Annotated in this window: 19 protein-coding genes and 1 pseudogene; 10 read left to right on the forward strand and 10 right to left on the reverse strand. The window is 42.0% G+C overall.

What is annotated here, in order from left to right:
• Nucleotides 1–26 precede the first annotated feature (26 nt).
• Entirely contained in the window at nucleotides 27–401 is a 375-nt protein-coding gene (locus V8V91_RS23345) for a hypothetical protein (RefSeq protein WP_373397467.1), read from the reverse strand.
• A 107-nt stretch (nucleotides 402–508) separates the two neighbouring features.
• Nucleotides 509–667 carry a hypothetical protein gene (locus tag V8V91_RS23350; RefSeq protein WP_373397468.1) on the reverse strand — a complete coding sequence of 53 codons (159 nt, stop codon included), beginning with the start codon at nucleotides 665–667 and terminating at the stop codon, nucleotides 509–511.
• 814 nt (nucleotides 668–1,481) lie between these two features.
• Here V8V91_RS23350 and V8V91_RS23355 point away from each other — a divergent pair.
• The 8 genes from V8V91_RS23355 to V8V91_RS23390 all read left to right on the forward strand — a co-directional run bounded on the left by V8V91_RS23355 (nucleotide 1,482) and on the right by V8V91_RS23390 (nucleotide 9,234).
• A complete protein-coding gene (locus tag V8V91_RS23355) occupies nucleotides 1,482–4,697 on the forward strand; it encodes a SusC/RagA family TonB-linked outer membrane protein (protein WP_373397469.1) in 3,216 nt (1,071 codons plus the stop codon).
• 37 nt (nucleotides 4,698–4,734) lie between these two features.
• Nucleotides 4,735–5,664 (forward strand): SusD/RagB family nutrient-binding outer membrane lipoprotein, encoded by a 930-nt coding sequence (locus V8V91_RS23360; RefSeq protein WP_373397470.1) that lies wholly within the window; start codon nucleotides 4,735–4,737, stop codon nucleotides 5,662–5,664.
• A 114-nt stretch (nucleotides 5,665–5,778) separates the two neighbouring features.
• Entirely contained in the window at nucleotides 5,779–6,282 is a 504-nt protein-coding gene (locus V8V91_RS23365; RefSeq protein WP_373397471.1) for a SusD/RagB family nutrient-binding outer membrane lipoprotein, read from the forward strand.
• 81 nt (nucleotides 6,283–6,363) lie between these two features.
• Complete coding sequence (locus tag V8V91_RS23370; protein ID WP_373397472.1) at nucleotides 6,364–6,630, forward strand: hypothetical protein; 267 nt, start codon at nucleotides 6,364–6,366, stop codon at nucleotides 6,628–6,630.
• On the forward strand, nucleotides 6,570–7,343 hold the full coding sequence (locus V8V91_RS23375) for a hypothetical protein (RefSeq protein ID WP_373397473.1): 774 nt from the start codon (nucleotides 6,570–6,572) through the stop codon (nucleotides 7,341–7,343). The genes V8V91_RS23370 and V8V91_RS23375 overlap by 61 nt, the downstream gene beginning before the upstream one ends.
• Before the next feature lie 109 nt (nucleotides 7,344–7,452).
• The gene (locus tag V8V91_RS23380) at nucleotides 7,453–8,277 is read left to right on the forward strand and encodes a hypothetical protein (RefSeq protein WP_373397474.1); all 825 of its coding nucleotides are present in this window, start codon (nucleotides 7,453–7,455) and stop codon (nucleotides 8,275–8,277) included.
• A complete protein-coding gene (locus tag V8V91_RS23385) occupies nucleotides 8,274–8,669 on the forward strand; it encodes a metallophosphoesterase (protein ID WP_373397475.1) in 396 nt (131 codons plus the stop codon). The genes V8V91_RS23380 and V8V91_RS23385 overlap by 4 nt, the downstream gene beginning before the upstream one ends.
• A complete protein-coding gene (locus tag V8V91_RS23390; RefSeq protein WP_373397476.1) occupies nucleotides 8,626–9,234 on the forward strand; it encodes a metallophosphoesterase in 609 nt (202 codons plus the stop codon). Before V8V91_RS23385 ends, V8V91_RS23390 begins: the two co-directional genes overlap by 44 nt.
• Here V8V91_RS23390 and V8V91_RS23395 read toward each other — a convergent pair.
• Nucleotides 9,189–9,967 (reverse strand): annotated as a pseudogene (locus tag V8V91_RS23395) (serine hydrolase domain-containing protein). The gene V8V91_RS23390 and the pseudogene V8V91_RS23395 overlap by 46 nt on opposite strands.
• 822 nt (nucleotides 9,968–10,789) lie before the next feature.
• Between V8V91_RS23395 and V8V91_RS23400 the strand changes: the two are divergent.
• The gene (locus tag V8V91_RS23400; RefSeq protein ID WP_373397477.1) at nucleotides 10,790–11,092 is read left to right on the forward strand and encodes a GIY-YIG nuclease family protein; all 303 of its coding nucleotides are present in this window, start codon (nucleotides 10,790–10,792) and stop codon (nucleotides 11,090–11,092) included.
• Between the two features lie 324 nt (nucleotides 11,093–11,416).
• On the opposite strand, the gene V8V91_RS23405 is transcribed toward V8V91_RS23400, so the two are convergent.
• From V8V91_RS23405 to V8V91_RS23430, 6 genes are all read right to left on the reverse strand, one after another.
• Complete coding sequence (locus V8V91_RS23405) at nucleotides 11,417–11,974, reverse strand: OsmC family protein (protein ID WP_373397478.1); 558 nt, start codon at nucleotides 11,972–11,974, stop codon at nucleotides 11,417–11,419.
• 142 nt (nucleotides 11,975–12,116) lie between these two features.
• Nucleotides 12,117–12,980, reverse strand: a complete 864-nt coding sequence (locus tag V8V91_RS23410; RefSeq protein WP_373397480.1) for a helix-turn-helix domain-containing protein — start codon at nucleotides 12,978–12,980, stop codon at nucleotides 12,117–12,119.
• Nucleotides 12,981–13,610: 630 nt separating this feature from the next.
• Nucleotides 13,611–14,048 carry a VOC family protein gene (locus tag V8V91_RS23415; protein ID WP_373397481.1) on the reverse strand — a complete coding sequence of 146 codons (438 nt, stop codon included), beginning with the start codon at nucleotides 14,046–14,048 and terminating at the stop codon, nucleotides 13,611–13,613.
• 235 nt (nucleotides 14,049–14,283) lie between these two features.
• Nucleotides 14,284–14,616, reverse strand: a complete 333-nt coding sequence (locus V8V91_RS23420; protein WP_373397482.1) for a hypothetical protein — start codon at nucleotides 14,614–14,616, stop codon at nucleotides 14,284–14,286.
• A 248-nt stretch (nucleotides 14,617–14,864) separates the two neighbouring features.
• Entirely contained in the window at nucleotides 14,865–15,854 is a 990-nt protein-coding gene (locus tag V8V91_RS23425; RefSeq protein ID WP_373397483.1) for a hypothetical protein, read from the reverse strand.
• A gap of 401 nt (nucleotides 15,855–16,255) precedes the next feature.
• Entirely contained in the window at nucleotides 16,256–16,567 is a 312-nt protein-coding gene (locus V8V91_RS23430; RefSeq protein ID WP_373397484.1) for a hypothetical protein, read from the reverse strand.
• Between the two features lie 411 nt (nucleotides 16,568–16,978).
• Between V8V91_RS23430 and V8V91_RS23435 the strand changes: the two genes are divergently transcribed.
• Nucleotides 16,979–17,695 carry an SDR family NAD(P)-dependent oxidoreductase gene (locus V8V91_RS23435; RefSeq protein WP_373397485.1) on the forward strand — a complete coding sequence of 239 codons (717 nt, stop codon included), beginning with the start codon at nucleotides 16,979–16,981 and terminating at the stop codon, nucleotides 17,693–17,695.
• Between the two features lie 123 nt (nucleotides 17,696–17,818).
• On the opposite strand, the gene V8V91_RS23440 is transcribed toward V8V91_RS23435, so the two are convergent.
• A complete protein-coding gene (locus V8V91_RS23440; RefSeq protein WP_373397486.1) occupies nucleotides 17,819–18,382 on the reverse strand; it encodes a VOC family protein in 564 nt (187 codons plus the stop codon).
• Between the last annotated feature and the right edge of the window lie 46 nt (nucleotides 18,383–18,428).

The following is an 18,428-nucleotide window of genomic DNA, read 5'->3' on the forward strand; positions in this document are numbered from 1 at the left end:
TATTTACTGACTCTTCAATATATTTTTCAGATCCTGTCCAGTATTACAGGTTTCCACAAGAAGCTCCTGTTTCCAATATTCCTTAACCCTTTCAGCAAAACATTCCTGATAGCAGTCAACATCCATCGGTCATGGATGTCTGGATTTTTTCCTTCCTGCAATGTTTGCTGGTATAAAGATGAACAATATTGTAAGCCTCTGTCGGAGTGATGAATCAACGGCCATTTGGTTTTCCGTGTTTTGATGGCCATTTGCAATGCCTTTACCACATGCTGTGCCATATCATCACTAGGGCTCATATCCCATGATTTTTCCTTATGCATACATCCGTAACTAAACTTAGATAATGTGTCCTCTCTTCTTCTTACATAAGTTATATCGCTGACAAATACCTCTTCCATTCTGGTAGGTTTGATTCCTTTAACAGGTTGGGATGCTTTTCAGCCAGTGTTTCGAATGAGTGGTCTTGGTATAGCTTTTCAAGGGTTTGACCAACATCTTTCCTCTCTTAAATAGGCAAAAGAGCCATCTCTACCCAATTTGACTCCATTTCCCTGAATTGATCCTCTAGTAAATAATACAGTTTTCTGGTGCCCAGACAGGGCATCTTCATCCGCTTCTCCAATAACAGCGGTTTAATCTTGGACAGTTCTTCTTTTCGATTCAATGCTCTGTTTCTGCCTGATATAAAGCTTGGCGACTGATCCCAAACACCCTACAAGATTGGAAATACTTATTTGTTTTTCTTCTCTGAGGCGCCAGACGGTTTGGGGAAAAAACTTTTTTCTGATGGCTGTCCCGTACTGCTGATCGGAAATATCGATCATCTTGTTAAGAATCAAATTCTTTAACCGTTCGTCTTCAGCTCTCTCTCAAGTCGCTTGATCTTTTGGGCAGGGGTTTCTTCTTTCTTTTCAGGATTCATAAAATGGATGGATGGATTGGACCAATCCAAGCTACCATGTTTTCGCAACCAAACCGAAACTGTCGATTTCCTTATCCCATACAACCGCTGGAGACTTGTTTGTAAGTCATTTCACCTTGTTCTACACGCGAAACCAGTGATAATTTAAAGCCCAGGTTATAATCCTTCTGACTTCGCTTTTCCTCTTCGGAGATTCTATTCCTACATTTTCATAATAAGTCGATTTGTTGTCAACTTATTCTAGGACGCATTTCACTGGAAATAAATACTTGAAGCCTCCTGTTGGGAGGCTTTTTTTATGCAATCAAAAGTTTAGCATTTATATATTTTTTAATAACAAATCAGTAACAATTACTACATATTAAATCTCATATTAATCAATATAATCCTAGGTATTTTGTTGATTTATAAAATACTGGAACAATAATTTGTGATTTTAACAATAAATTAATTAACTTTTTGATAAAACACTTTTAACCTCTTTTTTTATTGGAGGTTTAGCTTTGGTAAAATTTTTAACCAATAAAAACTCACTATTTAAAAACTCTACTTTAAAATGATTGCTAAGAAAAGCATTTGGTATGGAGTGATGACAGCAATGCTGTTTTTCACACTGAGCCTCACCTTTGCCCAGGAATCCAGGGTCACAGGGAAGGTAATTGACGAGAAAAACGAGCCTTTGCCGGGAGCTTCCGTGCTGGTGAAGGGAACGACACGCGGAACGGTAACCGATATTGACGGTTCTTATTCAATTATGGCTAATTCAGGAGAAATCTTGGTTTACTCATTTGTAGGTTTTGAAACAGTGGAGGAAACTGTGGGAAATTCCACCGTAATCAATGTGACATTGAGTGAAGGTGTTGCGTTGAACGAGGTAGTGGTGACCGCTCTTGGGGTGGAAAGAGAAACCAAAGCCCTGGGCTACTCGGTTCAGGCCGTGGACGGAGATAAGTTTACGGAGGCAAGAGAAACTAATGTGATCAATTCGTTAAGTGGTAGAGTGGCAGGCGTGCAAATCACCAATGGATCTTCAGGAATCGGTGGGTCTTCCAGGGTGACCATTCGGGGAGAATCCTCTTTGAATATCAACGCCAACCAACCACTTTTTGTAGTAGACGGGGTGCCGATTTCCAATAACATCATTGGTTCTTCCGGTTCTGGTAACCAGGAAGTCGATTACGGGAATGCAGCGGGTGAAATCAACCCGGATGATATTGCTTCCATGACCGTATTGAAAGGACCTGCTGCAGCGGCCCTTTATGGTTCCAGAGCAGCAAATGGTGCCATCTTGATCACCACGAAAACAGGAAAATCCAAGAAAGGGCTTGGGGTGACCATCAACTCCAACACCACTTTTGACAATCCTTTGGTATTGCCAAATTGGCAAAACAAATATGGGCAGGGGAACAATGGACAGTTTGAATTTGTAGATGGCGCGGGTTCCGGTATTGCGGATGGGGTGGATGAAAGCTGGGGTCCTGAATTGGATGCGGGTTTGATGATCCCTCAGTTTGACTCTCCAAGATCTGTAGAAGGCTTTAGAGGAGGTGACTTGAATGCCCCTCCGGGAAGTACCATTACTCCAACCCCTTGGGTATCCAATCCAAACAACATCAAGGACTTTTTTGAAACGGGAGTGACACTTTCCAATAATGTTTCCTTGGCAGCGGCAAATGAAAAATCAAACATCCGGCTTTCCTGGACCAATCTCGACCAAAAAGGGATCGTGCCGAATACCGATTTGAAAAGAAATACCATTTCCTTGAACGGGGGAATGAATATCACCGACAGACTTACGGTGAATTCGGTAGTGAATTACCAAAGAACAAACAGTGGCAACCGTCCCAGCATCAGTTATGGTACTGAAAACCTGATGTATCTGTGGATCTGGTATGGTCGTCAACTCAACACCAGAAACCTAAGAGATTACTGGATGCCTGGACTGGAAGGTCAGCAGCAGTTTAATTACAACTACAACTATCATGACAACCCGTATTTCAATGTGTATGAAAATACCAACGGCCAGTCAAAGGATAGAATCTATGGGAACATCTCTGTGAATTACAAATTCACCGATAAACTCAACTTAATGTTGAGAACAGGTTTGGATACCTACAATGAATTGAGAGATCGTAAGAGAGCTTTCAGTACACAGCGTTTTCCAAAAGGAAATTATAGGGAAGATGATGTTTTCTTCTCTGAGCAAAACTCCGATTTCTTGTTGACCTATACAGAGCATACCAAGCCAGTTTGGTCTTACAGCATTGCTTTGGGCGGTAACTCCATGCGTCAGGAAAACAGATACGTACAAACTGTGGCTCCTCAATTGTTGATTCCGGGAATCTACAACTTCACCAACACGGCGGTAAACCTTCAGGTGAACCAGTACACTTCTGAAAAGAGAATCAACTCCTTGTATGGCTTCGGTCAAATTGGTTTCAAAAATGTATTGTTCCTGGATATAACCGGTAGAAATGACTGGTCCAGTACCTTGCCGGCAGATAACAACAGTTACTTCTATCCATCCGCTACCTTAAGTGCAGTGATTTCAGACATGGTCACCATGCCAGAAGCGATTTCGTTCTTGAAATTGAGAGCAGCCTATGCGGAAGTGGGGAATGATACCGATCCATATAGTCTTTCCAATGTTTACGGCTCACAAACCGCTTGGGGATCTGTTCAGGCGAAATCAGAGTCCAACAGACTTTCCAATGCAGAACTGAAACCGGAAAGAACCGGTGCCTTTGAAGTAGGAGCAGACATTAGATTCCTGAAAGGTAGAGTAGGCCTGGACTTCACCTATTTCGACAACAGGACCAGAAACCAGATTATTCCAATTGAATTGGATATCTCAACAGGCTATGCTTCCAGAATCATCAATGCCGGTGAGATCCAAAACAAGGGGATTGAAGCAGTAGTCAATGCCAACATCCTGAATTCTGAAAGAGGATTGAACTGGAGCATCGTAGCCAACTTCACCCGGACCAGAGGTAAAGTATTGGAATTGACGGAAGGGCTGGATGCTTATACCCTTACAGACAGAAATGGTGCGGTCATCCAGGCCAGAGTGGGTGAGAGAATGGGAAATATCTATGGGGTAGGTTTTGAAAGAGTAGAAGATGAAAACTCTGAGTACTATGGTCAGATTGTCCATAATTCCACTGGAACCCCACTACGTGATCCGGAATTGAAGCTTCAGGGAAATTACAATCCTGACTGGATGTTGGGGCTACAGAACAATTTCAACTATAAAGGGATCAGTTTAGGTTTCCTATTCGATTTCAGATATGGGGGAATTGTCGTGTCCAGAACAAAAACCATCGGAAGTACTTCCGGTCAATTGGAAGAAACACTGTATGGTCGTGAAAATGGCTACGATTTAGAAGTGGAAGGTAACGGAATCATCAGCCCGGGAGTAGTTCAGAATGCAGATGGGTCTTATAGCCCTAACACCTTCAAAACGACTTCTCGTAACTGGCACAACAGGTACTACGAGCGAAATAACGTAGAGGCTGCCAAGTACGATGCGACATTCTTGAAGTTGAGAGAAGTGACCATCGGATACACGATTCCAAGATCTGTTTTGGGTAAAATGCCAATCCAGGATGTGAAAATCTCCTTGGTAGGCAGAAACCTGGCCCTTTGGACGGAGAACCCACATTTCGACCCTGAAACACTTTCCATGTCTGGTGGTACGCTACAGCCTGGTGTTGAAAACATGGCGTTCCCTTCTACCAGAAGCATCGGTTTTAACTTGAATGTGAAATTCTAATTCCACTGAACGAATCTAAATTCAAAGACAGACAATTATGAAATTTAATAGTAACTATATAGCAGGATTAGGATTGGCTTTCGCTTTGGCGCTGACTAGCTGTGACAAAGATTTCGAAGAGATCAACATGAATCCTAACAGTCCAGAGACGGTTTCCTCCAGCTTATTGCTGCCTACCATTATTCGAAACTCTACCAATGAGATTTCCGGTAAGGCCTGGGGTTATGGCAATGTGGTCATGCAATACACTGCAAAAATCCAGTTTACCAATGAAGACCGGTACAATTGGGGGCCTGAGGGCAACCCGTATAGCACGTTTTACAACTCGCTAAGGGACATCAACAACATGATCTCCATTTCCACGGAAGCAAATCAAAACAACTACGTGGCAGTGGCGAAAATCATGAGGGCTCACATGTTCTCCTTTATGACCGATGCCTATGGAGATCTACCTTACTCCGAAGCGACCAAAGCAAAGGAAAGCATCAACTATCCGGTGTTTGACTCCCAAGAGCAAATCTACAGCAACATCCTTTCTGAATTAGAGGAGGCCAATGAGTTGTTGGGTTCCACCAACGAAGTGATAGAGGGAGATATCTTGTTTGAAGGAGATGTGATGAGCTGGAAGAAGTTCGCGAATTCACTTCGTTTGAGAATCCTGATGAGACTTTCAGATCGAATCGATCCATCTGAAGCCATGCAGACCATTCTTTCGGATCCTACCAAATACCCTGTTTTCACCAGCTTTGAAGATCAGGCAGCACTTCAGTATTTACAGGATGTGCCCAATCAACATGGCCTGTACACGACTAGATCAGGATCCTTTGATGAGTATCGATTGAGTGAGAATATGGAATCCGTTTTGAAAGAGCTGAACGATCCAAGATTGTATGCCTATGCGCAACCAACCAATGATTCCGTGTGCAGGAATTATCGGAGAGGTGGACGACTATCAAGGAGTGCCTAACGGATTGGCGGATGAAGAAGCTTTGGCTTATAGCCCATCAGGCGATCCTGCCAAAGGGGGTCTAACTTCATCTCCAGAGTAGGTTTGTTATGGTCTTGTTCTGCCTGTACTTCCTTGGCAAATCCGATCGGAGCGCAGGCAATTTTGATAAGCTATGCCGAACTGCAGTTTATCCTGGCAGAAGCGAGTGAAAAAGGGTATATCTCAGGAGATGCCGCAACGTATTACAACAATGGGGTGAAAGCTGCATTCAACTACTATGAATCCAGATACAGAATCGTGAATCTTCCTGAGATTGCGGATCTATTGGTATTTGATGAAGCGTATTTGACCCAGCCTAAGGTGGCCTACACGGGTTCCACGGAAGAGAAATTAAGCAAGATCGGGACACAGAAATGGCTTTCCCTGTTCTTCACTGGATTGGAAGCTTGGTATGACTGGAGAAGAACAGATTATCCTAAAATTGAGCCAGGACCTGCGGCCTACATCAATACCGTTCCGGTGAGGTTTATGTATCCTTCCAGCATTCAGGCCTTGAATGGTGACAACTATGAAACGGCAATTCAAAGACAAGGTCCAGATGCCATCACCACTCGTGTATGGTGGGATGTCGATTAATTGGTAACTTCTAAACGAATATTTCATCCGTCAAGCCATTCGGCTTGGCGGATTTTTTCACAACATACAACACGCAAAATCATGAAAAACCTCAAAATAACCTTCACCTGCTGTGTGATGCTGCTGGCACTTTCTCTGGAAGGAATGGCCCAGGATTACAAAACTGAACATGTGGTATTGATTACCCTGGACGGAATGAGATGGCAGGAAGTATTTAAAGGAGCAGATTCATTACTGGTAGATGATACTGGAATGATTGAATCTCCTGGTTCTTTACTGAAAGATTTTTGGGATACGGACCCATTGAAAAGAAGGGAAATGCTGCTGCCGTTTTTTGGAATACCTTAAGCAAAGAAGGGCAGATTTATGGCAACCGGGCTTATGGAAATAAGGTAGACAACAGCAATCACATGTGGTTTTCCTATCCGGGCTACAATGAGTTTTTAAGTGGTTTCGCAGATGATGAGCGAATCAACAGTAATGATAAAATCAACAATCCCAATGTCACCTTGTTGGAATATCTGAATCAATTACCTGAGTACAAAGGCAAGGTAATGGCTTTTGGATCCTGGGATGTGTTTCCGTACATCGTCAATGAGGAGCGCAGTGGTGTTCCTGTCAATGCCGGATTTGATGTGGCAGAAGGAGATGATCTGACCCCGGAAGAAATTCTGACCAACAAACTGCAAAGTGAAATCCGCGGTCCTTGGGGAGGAGTGAGATTGGATCCTTTTACCCATAGCTACGCGATGTCCGCTTTAAAGACCAAAAAGCCAAAAGTGCTGTATATATCATATGGAGAAACAGATGATTGGGCGCATGGCAATCACTACGACCAATATATCTGGTCTGCCAAACAAACGGATGCCTACATCAAGGAGATCTGGGATTTTATCCAATCGGATCCACAATACAAGGATAAGACAACGATGATCATTGGCGTGGATCATGGGAGGGGATCACCAAAACCAGTTGGAGAGGCCATGGCACCCAAATTCCGGAAGCAGGACAGATTTGGCTGGCAGCCATCGGTCCGGATACCCCGGCCACTGGGGAAATGAAAACCAATGGACAGTGGCATTCAGCCATGGTAGCCAGAACCGTATTCAAATTATTGGGTTTGGAATACCCTGATGAGAAAGCAGCACCAGTAATTGAAGAAATGATCAAATGAGAATATTGATTGCCCTAGTTGGACTGATGCTATTATTCACCAACTGTACCAATCCATCCATCAAAAATGCTTCTCCCACCTATGGAGAGGCATTTTTTGCAAAGGAAGATTTGGTAAAAGCTCTTTTCGAACAGCAGTACCCAAGCGAAGGACTTCACCTGATCACAGAGGGCTGGGAGTTTTTAGGAGCAGATTCTTTGCCCGGGATTGATCGAAGTTTACCGGAATTTGAAAAGGGAGAGCCGCTGCAATTACCTCATCGGGTGAATCTTCCCAACCATTCCCTATGGTACCGGACCCAAGTCGATTTGAGGAAAGGCTATTTACTAATTGACTCAGACGATGGGGCCCAACTTTGGATCAATGGAGAAAGAATTCCAGGGGAAGAAAAGTTGGAGTTGTTTCAAGTGAAGGAAACCCCACATGCGGAACTGATCATTCGCAGTGTGAACAATGCCATGTCAGGTGGATTGAGAAAGGTCTATTGGATCAGTGAGTCAGATTTTTCTTCCTGGGAATCCCGTCAAAAAGAACTCCTGGATTCCTTGCTCTTTCAGGCAAAGTTCCAATCTATAGTGGATGATCAGCTTTTACAGAAATTGGACTCAAAGGCACAGCAGGATCTGTTGGTGGATTATCCCATTTTACTCACGGAACCGGTATTGTTAAGCAATCCAAGGGGAGGATATTTTATCCGTTGGATTTCGGAGGAGGCCAGAGGAGCAAGTTTGATTTTTGAAGATGGAAGAAAGGAATTGATTCAGTCCAATGAAGGAGTTTTTACCTATGATTTGGAGGGGAGGAGCAGGTCCGTTTTATGATCTCCCAAGGGAATTCATTGTTCGGACCCTATGAGTTTCAAAAGCCCAAAGCCGGTGATTCAGTGAAACTGGCCATTTGGGCAGATTCCCAAGGCGGTTGGGATACCTTCCAGGAGATCGCTCAGGGTATTGAATCACATAAGCCTGATTTGAGCATAGGGGCGGGAGATTTGGTCAACAATGGTTCTGAACCTTGGGCCTTTCCCAGGTTTTTACAAGAGCTGAGTTGGATGAAGACTGCCCAATTGCTGGTACCTGGAAATCACGATTACGATGGGTTTTACGAGGACCTGGAACCCAGGCTCCTGCCAGCAATACATTCAACAATCCGGGGAACCCAGCTATGGAATGTCCCAATTAGGACCTGCGGCGATACTCAGTTTGGATCCTAACGTTAATTTCCCGGTTTCCATTCCTGAAGGTACCGATCAACGAGAATGGTTGGAGGCAACCATGGATTCCGAAGCATGGAATGCAGCTCCCTGGAAAATCATCGTGTTGCATCAGCCTCCCTATTCCCAAGGTTGGCCGGGGTATCAGGGGGAAGCAGCGGTTCTGGATTTGTTGGAACCCTATTTCCATCAAGGCAAGGTAGATTTGGTCATTGCGGGACATACCCATGATTATGAACGCCTGAGCAAGGAGTTCTCAGGACATTCCGTTCAGTTCCTCATTGTAGGAGGAGCAGGTGGAGGCTTGGAGCCTGAAGGTGAAAATTCTCCAACGCCCGTAATGGATCAGCTGATCAAAAAGCATCACTATGGGATTTTGGAACTCGATCAGCATTCCTTGAATCTGGAAGTAGTTGGAAAAGGGGAGAAGTATTGGATGCATTTCAGTTCAAGAACTAAGAAAGGGAACTGGATGAGGTATTTCCCTTTAAGACAGAAAAAGAGAAAGGTGGATAGGAATTATTCGCCGTTCTCTCTCCTAATAATTTTGAGGACCCGACTGTAAATCAATTCCGAGAGGTTCCAGTGCATTCCCTCGAAATTGGTCGTATTGGTAAATTGAATCACCACTGCATCCAGGTCTTGGTGGTATTTTGCAATACTTTGGTAACCCGGAATCAGTCCCGTATGGTCGTACACATAGATGGAAGAATATATTTCCTGTTCTCCCTCTTTAAACAGAGAACCGTCATTTAAGGCCCGCAGAAAAACCCCCACATCCTCCGCAGAGGCTACCATGGAACCATATTCAGCGGTTTTGATATCCTCTTCGATGCCCTCATAATACCCACTCATCAAGTCCTCCAGCTTTACCTCATGGAAGGAGCCAAAGGTATGCTTTAGTCCTAGAGGAGAGAGCACTTCTTCCTGAATAAATTGGAATTTGGGATAGCCCAGCTCATTTTTAATGATTCTGGAAATCAACAAATAATTCGTGTTGGAATACTCATAACCTTCTCCTGGGGCAAACCCCGCAGGCAAGTCCAAAATCAAATCCATGGTTTCTTCAAAACTGTCAGGGGATTCTCCCAAAATCCGGGATGGTTGGTGTAGTTGGGGATGCCACTTCGATGTTGGACCAGCATACGCAAAGTGATTTGATCCGCATGCTCAATCCGGTCCGCATACTCCGGAAAATATTCCGCAATGGATTGATCCAAAGACAGACGTTGGGCATGGGCCAATTTGGCAATGGCAACGGCATCGTACAGTTTACTGATGCTGGCGATCTTGAACAAGGCTTGAGGATAGGCCGGTATTTTTGGTCTCGATCATGCCATCCGGCCGCATAGAATTGGGGTTCCTTTCCCGCTTGATCTACATAGACGATGATTCCTTCAAACCCTAATTCCAATCCCTGATTCACTTCTTCTTGAACATTGTCTGAAAGGGGAGCCATCCAAGCAAATAACCAGGTCCAAGGCACATAGAACAAGGAGATTACCGTGCCTACCAACAAGAAGATTCGTAGTAAGTTTTTGGATCGAGACTTGGTCATGAGAGGTGATTTTTGGACTTAAGATCTGGCAGATCGAATCAAAAAAAGATAGTTGAAAAGCAGAATAATCAGTCAGACAATGTAATTCCCCACAAATTAACTCCCTAGTTTTAAAAGTCAAGGTCAAGGATCAATTAAACTAGTTGGAGTAGTATGTGTCTTCTACCTTATTCCTAAAGGATTACAAATCCTTAAGAGCAAGGATAGCACCGTCATTGCGAGTGACGTAGGAACGTGGCATTCTCGATATTCTATGCCTTGATTTTTATTGATGGGGTTTCTCCTTAACTGAATTCATTCTTCGAGATTTCCACGTCGTCGTACCTCCTCCTTCCACCTTCGGTGGACAGGCGCAATGACGGTTCAAATTTCTCTTAGTTCGTTTTATATGGTACGTGTGTTCGCGTACCGTCATTGCGATCCCGAGAATCGGGAGAAGCAATCCAGTTTATTGAATTCTAGATTTTTTCCACTTGGAAACAGACTTCGTGCTTATCTAAGATTGTAAAGAATAGGTTGTGCAAGTGCCTGTTTTTCATATGAATAATAACTATATTTTTCTATGCCAAAAGGAGGTGCGGTTTATATCATTACAAATTCTAGAAATACAGTTCTGTATACAGGTGTTACTAGTGACCTTATTCGTAGAGTTTATGAACATAAATATGGCCTAAACCGAAAGTCTTTTACCTTCAAATACAATTTGGTAAAGCTTGTTTATTTTGAATCATTTCATTCGATTGAAGAAGCAATTTTTAGGGAAAAGCAGATCAAAAGTGGAAGTAGGAAAAAGAAGGAAGAATTAATAAATTCAATGAATCCAGAATGGAAAGATTTAGGAGAGGATTTGGAGCAGTTTTCATAGAAAAGTAATCAAACCCGGATAAATGCTCGAGATTGCAGCGTCGTCGTACCTCCTCCTTCCACCTTCGGTGGACAGGCGCAATGACGGTTCAAATTTCACTTAGTTCATTTTATATGGTACGGTTGTCCGCTTACCGTCACTGCGATCCCGAGAATCGGAAGAAGTAGTCTCGGTTTTGTTACGTAATTGCTTTAATCCCGAGATTGCCATGTCGGACCAATGCACATTCATAAATCGATACAAATCAAATTCAATTAAAAAAAGGATTACAATTTCACGTAATCCTTTTCTAACACTTTGGGCCACTTCATCTCTACATCCACATTACTCTTTTAATGCTACCTGAACATCCATGGGATGAATCAGGGAGTTGTAGAGAGGAGATTGCTTTGCCAGGGTCAGCAGTTCTTCCTTTTGGGCCTCATCCACACCCTCAATATCAAAGGTCACGCGGATTTGCTGAAAGCCTTTGACCCCGTGTGGTGCCATACCCAGAAATCCTTTGATGTCAATATCTCCTTCCACTCGGGATGAAACCGCTCCGATTTTGATGCCTCTGGCCGCTGCCAGTAAAACCATGGCAGTAGTCATACAACCCAGCAGTCCATGCAGCAAGACCTCTCCTGGATTGGCGCCTTTGTTGGTTCCCAACAGGACAGGAGGTTCGTCATTGTCATAGATAAAAGGTACTGTACGGCTGGTGTCTTCTTGCCCTGCTCCATAAAAATCCTGTACATAACTTCTGTTATGGGCTCCATCAATCCATTGGTTGGTGGCACGAAGTTCAAAATTCCCGATTTCAGGGTTGGTCTGTAATGCTGCTACTACACCTGCAATTGCTTCCTGATCAAATCCGTTTACTGTTTTTGCTAAAGTTTCCACTGTTCTTTTGGTTAGGTTTTAAAAATGTAACTATGCAAATGTAGAGCGGATAGAGACCCCAGATAGGCAGAAAAGTTCAGACGATTGACAATTCGGTTCAATCTAACCTGTTGAAATCGAAAAGGGTAGAAGGAGGGGTTTCCTATGATCTCTCCCTGTATTGGATGGGAGTCATGTTGAATTTTGATTTAAAAGACCGGTTGAAACTGGATGCTTCCTCAAAGCCTGATTCAAAACCGATGAGGTTGGCGGGTTTGTCCGTGGTTTTCAATAAATGGGCAGCCAGATCCAAACGTTTGTTGGCCAGCCATTTGCCTGGAGAGGTATGGTAGACCTCTTGAAAGTTTCTTTTAAAAGAACTTAAACTCATGCTGCAGAGGTCGGCATATTGTTCCAGGTTCAGGCAGTAGGCAAAGTTCTGTTCCATGATTTGTTGTAATTGGGCACTTTGTTCCCGGTTGATCGAAAGCAGGTATTGGGCTAAAGTCCGATGGATGGGATTGGTGAAAATATTCAACAACAACTCCTCGAACTTCAGGTGCAACAGGTTTTTATCAGGATAGCTTGGAGAACTCAGGAAAGCAGCAAGGGATTGGATATACGCTTCCAGGTAGGCATCCAATTGGATTCGTATGACCGCATCGGTATCATCCTGGTGTTGAAGCTTGTTCATTCCAGCGATGGTAGAAAAGCGCTGGATAAACTGTTTGATAAAATCATCGGGAATAAATACCATCAGGGCACAGTAATCCTCATCAAAAAATTGATGGACCAGGTTGGCTCCCTTTTTTACAAACAGGGAATCTCCTGCTTCCACTACATAATCCTTGTAAATGCTCCGCCACATTTTTTTACCGGAGGTGACAAAGACAAAGTAATTTGCATCCGACCAAATCCCCGCTTTTACCTCATTGACCAAGCATTTGTATTCAATAAATAGCAGGTCATGGATCTGAATTTTCTTATAGTGATTGCTCGATTTTAGAAATCCATAGAGGTCCAGCATGGAAAAAAAGTTTAGAGGTGCTGTTTACTCTTAAAAATTAAGGCTTTTTTATGATTAAATCGTTCTTGAATAGGTGTTTTGAGTTCAATTCCAACTAGGATATCCCTCTCTATAGTTATTGACTCTTCCAGGTATACCCGCTGTCAGGCTGAATCTTTAATATTCTTCGAACATACAAAAAGGATATGACAGGGATTTGTATTGGGACCAATATAGTGGTCACCTTGAGCACTTGAGAAAGGAGAATCTCGAAATCGAAAGGTCCTCGACTACGCTCGGACTGACTTGGTTTTCGTGTCGTTAAATCAATCTATCATTGGTAGCACTGGAGTGACATGAGTCGCGTATATCGAAGCCTGGAAAAATCAACTTTCTAATTATTTGCCCAGTTGTCCGCGTACCGTCACTGCGATCCCGAGAAACGGGAGAAGCAGTCCCGGTTAAAAGTCTGAGTGCTTTATTTTCGGGATTGCCACGTCGTCGTACCTCCTTCTTCCACCTTCGGTGGACAGGCGCAATGACGGTTCAAATGTCTATTAATTCTTTTTTATTGTACGGTTGTCCGCGCACCGTCACTGCGATCCCGAGAAACGGGAGAAGCAGTCTCGTTTAAAAAGAAGAAATCCACTATTAAGCCTTTCCTTGGAATTTAGGATCATAATCCACCATCCATTCAATTCCATATTTATCGCGAAACATGCCAAAGTAAGAGTCCCAGGGGCTGTCGGCTATGGGGACTTCCACGGTTCCTCCAGCAGATAAGCCATTAAATAAATGATCCGCTTCCTCTTTGCTTGCGGCACTGATGGAGATTTTGGATCGGTGTTCTTCTTCATTCACAGGACCCATAAATTCAGGAACATCATTTCCCATCAGGATATTACCGCCGATGGGCAAGGCAATGTGCATGATTTTATTGGCTTCTTGTTCGGAAACAGGTTGCTCAGGACTTGCCATATCCTTGAACCGCATAATCATCGCGAACTCCCCGCCAAAGACCGATTGGTAAAAATAAAATGATTCTTCGCAGTTTCCATTAAAGTTGATATAGGGATTAATCAGTGCCATAAATTTTGGGTTATAAGTTGATACTCAAATATATTCACTTCACTCACAAAAAGTTGGGCTAAAATCCGTCAAAAAAAGGAGGGTTTGCGACAAGGGGAGAGGGGGGCTTGTGTTTTGGAGTATACGGCTTTTGAGGCTTCATTTTGTTCCACTTGCTGAAAAGAAATACTAGAAATAAATCTTAAATTAATACGACACGCGGCAGTTGACTAAAACACGTCGTACTGTAGTTTTTTTAAATCCTAAACCCATTTTCTTCGCAGAATTTAAGGAGTTTGTCCTTGTGAGACTCTGATTCTAGTACGAATTTAAATTCTGTTGTCTTATCGCCGAACCGAATTCTCATTAGGTTGTCGTTCCCATGGTGAGTCTGGTAAAATGCTTTTTGTTGAACGATAAATTGTCCTTTATACCCTATCACTCGAATTTCAATGTCTTTCTTGTCCCTTATCTCAATTCGTTCCTTTCCTATATAAATAGATTCGGCCGTCAATTTAAGACTCACTGGTCTATGTCCTATAGAGGTTCGATGTCCTGACAGGGTAATTTTTCCAATTGCCAAAACCACGTAGCTTAGAATGATGAGGTGAAATGTGTACTCAGAATCCAGGAGATATAAAACTTTTCAACAAGAAAAATCAGGATACCAATGAGATAAGGTCTCTCTTTCCTGATTTTTAAGTTGTGAGTCTTTAATTCGTTTTCTTTAAAAATGTATGAGGAGAATTCGTCCATATGAATATTTTATACAACAGCCTTATGTATGGTGTATGTCCCGAAAGGCATGTACTAAAGAATTATGTTAGCTACCGTTTTTTATTTTAATTCTTTTACAAATCCATATGTTGGTACAGGTGTTTTCCCATTTGGCATTTCACTAAATGCTTTATAGAAAATGTAGTCCTTATCCTTATCAATCCCCTTAAAAGATTTTATAATCTCTGAATGCACCTCTTCATATTCTGCTTTAGTTTGAACTGTATCTTTTAGATCCAAATTTGTCAAATATTCAATCATTGGGAAATATCCGTCAGCGGTTCCTTGTGGATAGATTGTTAGAATTTGAGGTTTCGAGGCAATAGCTTCAATGGTTATTGGGAATTTGTATTCAGAGTTTATTTCCGTCATTACCTTTTCATAAAACTTCTTCATTTCATCTTCCTTTTGGTATTGCCAAAACTTATTGGCTGGATTTGAAACATTTGAGCTCAGAAACATATTATTTGCAGCGTCCATCAGGTACCCTTTTTCATATTTAGCTTTTGCTTCTGAATACAGTTCGGGGGCAGTTTTTCCGTTGACTTTGTATTGTCCCAATTGAATAATATTCAGTTTCCAGCCTTCTGGATATTTACCGTAAATGTTGGTTACAATGAATTCATCAATTCCGTTTTTGGGAATAATAAGTGAAATGAACATTTCTTCATTTAAGGCTTGATAGAGAATGAAATAGTCATTGAGTCCGTTTACTCCTGAAATAACGGTATTACCTAACCCCGTTGTGGAATTAGTTGCTAGAAATTGATTTAAAATTCTGTAGTCAGTTGTAGTAATTACGTTGCCTGCTTGCTCTATCAATTGGTCAATATCCTTACCTATTTTTTCTAATAACTTGTCTGACATTATTGATTTCACAAGGTCAGAATTATTGGTCGTAATAGCTTCCAAAACTTTTTCATCCAACCTTGCTATTTCAGTTTTTAAACTTTGTTCAATGTTCTCATCTTTCCAAGTCCCAGTCGTCCCAACGTTGCAGCTTTGCAGTCCTAAAGCTATTAGGAGTATAAAAAGGATTAGGTTTTTCATTCTCATCATACTGTTCTATTCAATGGTGGCTAACCCTTATAAACCCAAGTTCATTTAGTCTATGGCATATATAACCCCATTATCCACAGGGGTATTTTTGGTATTGCTGAATCTAAATTAAGGGTTTCGGTGATATCCTTCTGCTCTGATTAAAATTTTTCTTTGAAAATTTGAAATGGACCTCATGTTGCTTTCACTTGTTGCAAATACTTAACGATGGGTAGGCATTGATTAATCGTAAAAGGCTTATAGTTCCTGGCTTTAAAATACTACTGATATACCAAGGTTCCCAAAGCCCCAATAGTCAGCTTCTTTGAGATCTATTTCCTCAAATTAATCTCTTACTTCACAACGGAGCGAACTCGAAGGAAACCTAGAGCAAACCCGTCACTACCATAACCTTAATTATTTTTTGTGGAGGATTCTTGAGACTGGCTTTTGGGAGTAATGGAGTGGGGACAATCTTGTTTCTGAAAGGAAGAACGAAAAGAAATAGAGTCTTGATGAATATGACTTGCCATCAGTTCAAAAAAGTACTGCCTATTGCTCACGTCCAGGTGGGTTTGATCTCGTTGTGAAAGTTCCAGCATCCAATATTGGTACATTTCCCAGAGGTAGACGTGGGTGTCCTGGTCGCTGTAATAGTCGAACAAAGCATTTTCTGGATGGTCGAGTGGAATATGCATGGGATCATGTATTTTGTTGTTCTTCATGCTCAATTGATCTGATGGGTCCAATGTTAATTTTTCAACAGAAGTAGTTCTAATCCAATTTATTATATACTCAGGATATCTCACCTAGTTTCCTTTAATTTCGCTCATACTTTTAAAAGTTACTATTTCTCAGTTATTTTCTTTTAAAACCTGTGGCTGTTAGGAAGGGGAGGTTTAAATGTGAATTTTATTCAGGATAAAAACCCCTGATTTTCGGTGTGAGATTGCCTTTTTGACCGCATTAAATCTGAATTTTTCATTGAGAATCAATCCTGATTTTAAAGACGAAACTTTTACGGGGGGTATTTTGGAATCATCCACGAACTGATTTCTTCTAAAATTTGTAAAATCAAAAAAGAACAGAAAAATGAATATAAATAAGATAGCCCTTGTCACCGGGGAAGCCGAGGATTGGGTAGAGATATGGCCATTCGTTTGGCAGAAAAAGGAAATGACCTGATTATTACCTACCATACCAATTTTGCTGCTGCCCAGGAGGTAGTTTCTGAAATTGAAAAATTAGGCCAAACTGCGAAAGCTTTGCAACTCGATACCAGTGATATCAAGAGCTTTGATGCATTTTTTACCATCCTCTTTGAATACCTGCAAAGCGAGAAGGAACGCACTAGCTTTGACTTCCTGATCAACAATGCAGGAACAGGCCTTTACGTGCCCTTTCTGGAAACCACGGAAGCCATGTTTGATGAGATGATGAATATCCACTTAAAAGGGGTGTATTTCCTGACCCAAAAGGCAGTTCCGTATTTGGCGGATGGAGGTAAAATCATCAATATTTCCTCCGGCTTGGCAAGATTCAGTTTGCCAAATTCCTCTGCATATGGAGCCATGAAAGGTGGAGTAGATGTTTTGACTCGCTACTTGGCGAAGGAATTGGCCGGAAGAAAGATCACTGCCAATGTAGTGGCACCTGGAGCGATTGCCACAGAGTTTGGTGGGGGAGAAAATCGGGATAATGAGAAGAAAAGAACCTTGATAACCGCTGCCACTGCCTTGGGTAGAGTAGGAGAAGCAGAAGATATCGGTGGAGTTGTTGCCTTCTTGTGTTCGGAAGATGCCCGTTGGATCAATGGTCAGCGGATAGAAGTCTCTGGTGGGATTTTTCTATAATTTTTGATGCAGGATAAGTAGTCTAAAGAAGGTGGTTGATTTTCAATTCTTGCAATCGCTGTCTATTGGGAGTATTATGACCTTCCGATAGGCGCTTGATTTTTATGATTTGGTTTTGAAAAACTATCGGTGCTGATCTATTAAAATCAAATTTCCATCTGGGTCATAAAGCATTAAACTCGCAGGGCCACTGGTGTTTTCATCAGCCTCAGAGGTCAAGTCTAAATTTTCACTCTTCAGGTGTTTTTGAATCTCTCTGACATCATGAAATTCATCTATGTTTTGGGCATTTTCATCCCAACCCGGATTGAAAGTCAATATATTTCCCTCAAACATCCCTTGAAAAAGCCCAATTAGACAGTTTTCATTCTTCATGATCAAGTAATCTTTACTCGTTTCACCACCCAATTGTTCAAAGCCTAATTTCTCATAAAAAACTCTGGAAGATTCAAGGTCTTTCACACTTAGACTGATTGAAAAAGCACCAAGTTTCAAATTCTCTTCTTGAAGTTGGACCGGGTTTGCAGGAACCGTGGAATTGCTTTTAGTACTCTCTTTGAAGAGGAAGGAATGGGAATAGAACCCTAATCCAAATACCATTAAAAAGCTCAGAATTTTTACTTGCATCTTTTCCATTAGATATAAACTTAAGTCTGAAATAAACTCTAAAAATCGATTTGTTTCCAAAAACTGATTTATGAAGAAAAGATACAAAAAGTAGGGGGTTCAGTCG

Source organism: Algoriphagus halophilus, assembly GCF_041729275.1.
Lineage (GTDB): Bacteria > Bacteroidota > Bacteroidia > Cytophagales > Cyclobacteriaceae > Algoriphagus > Algoriphagus halophilus_A.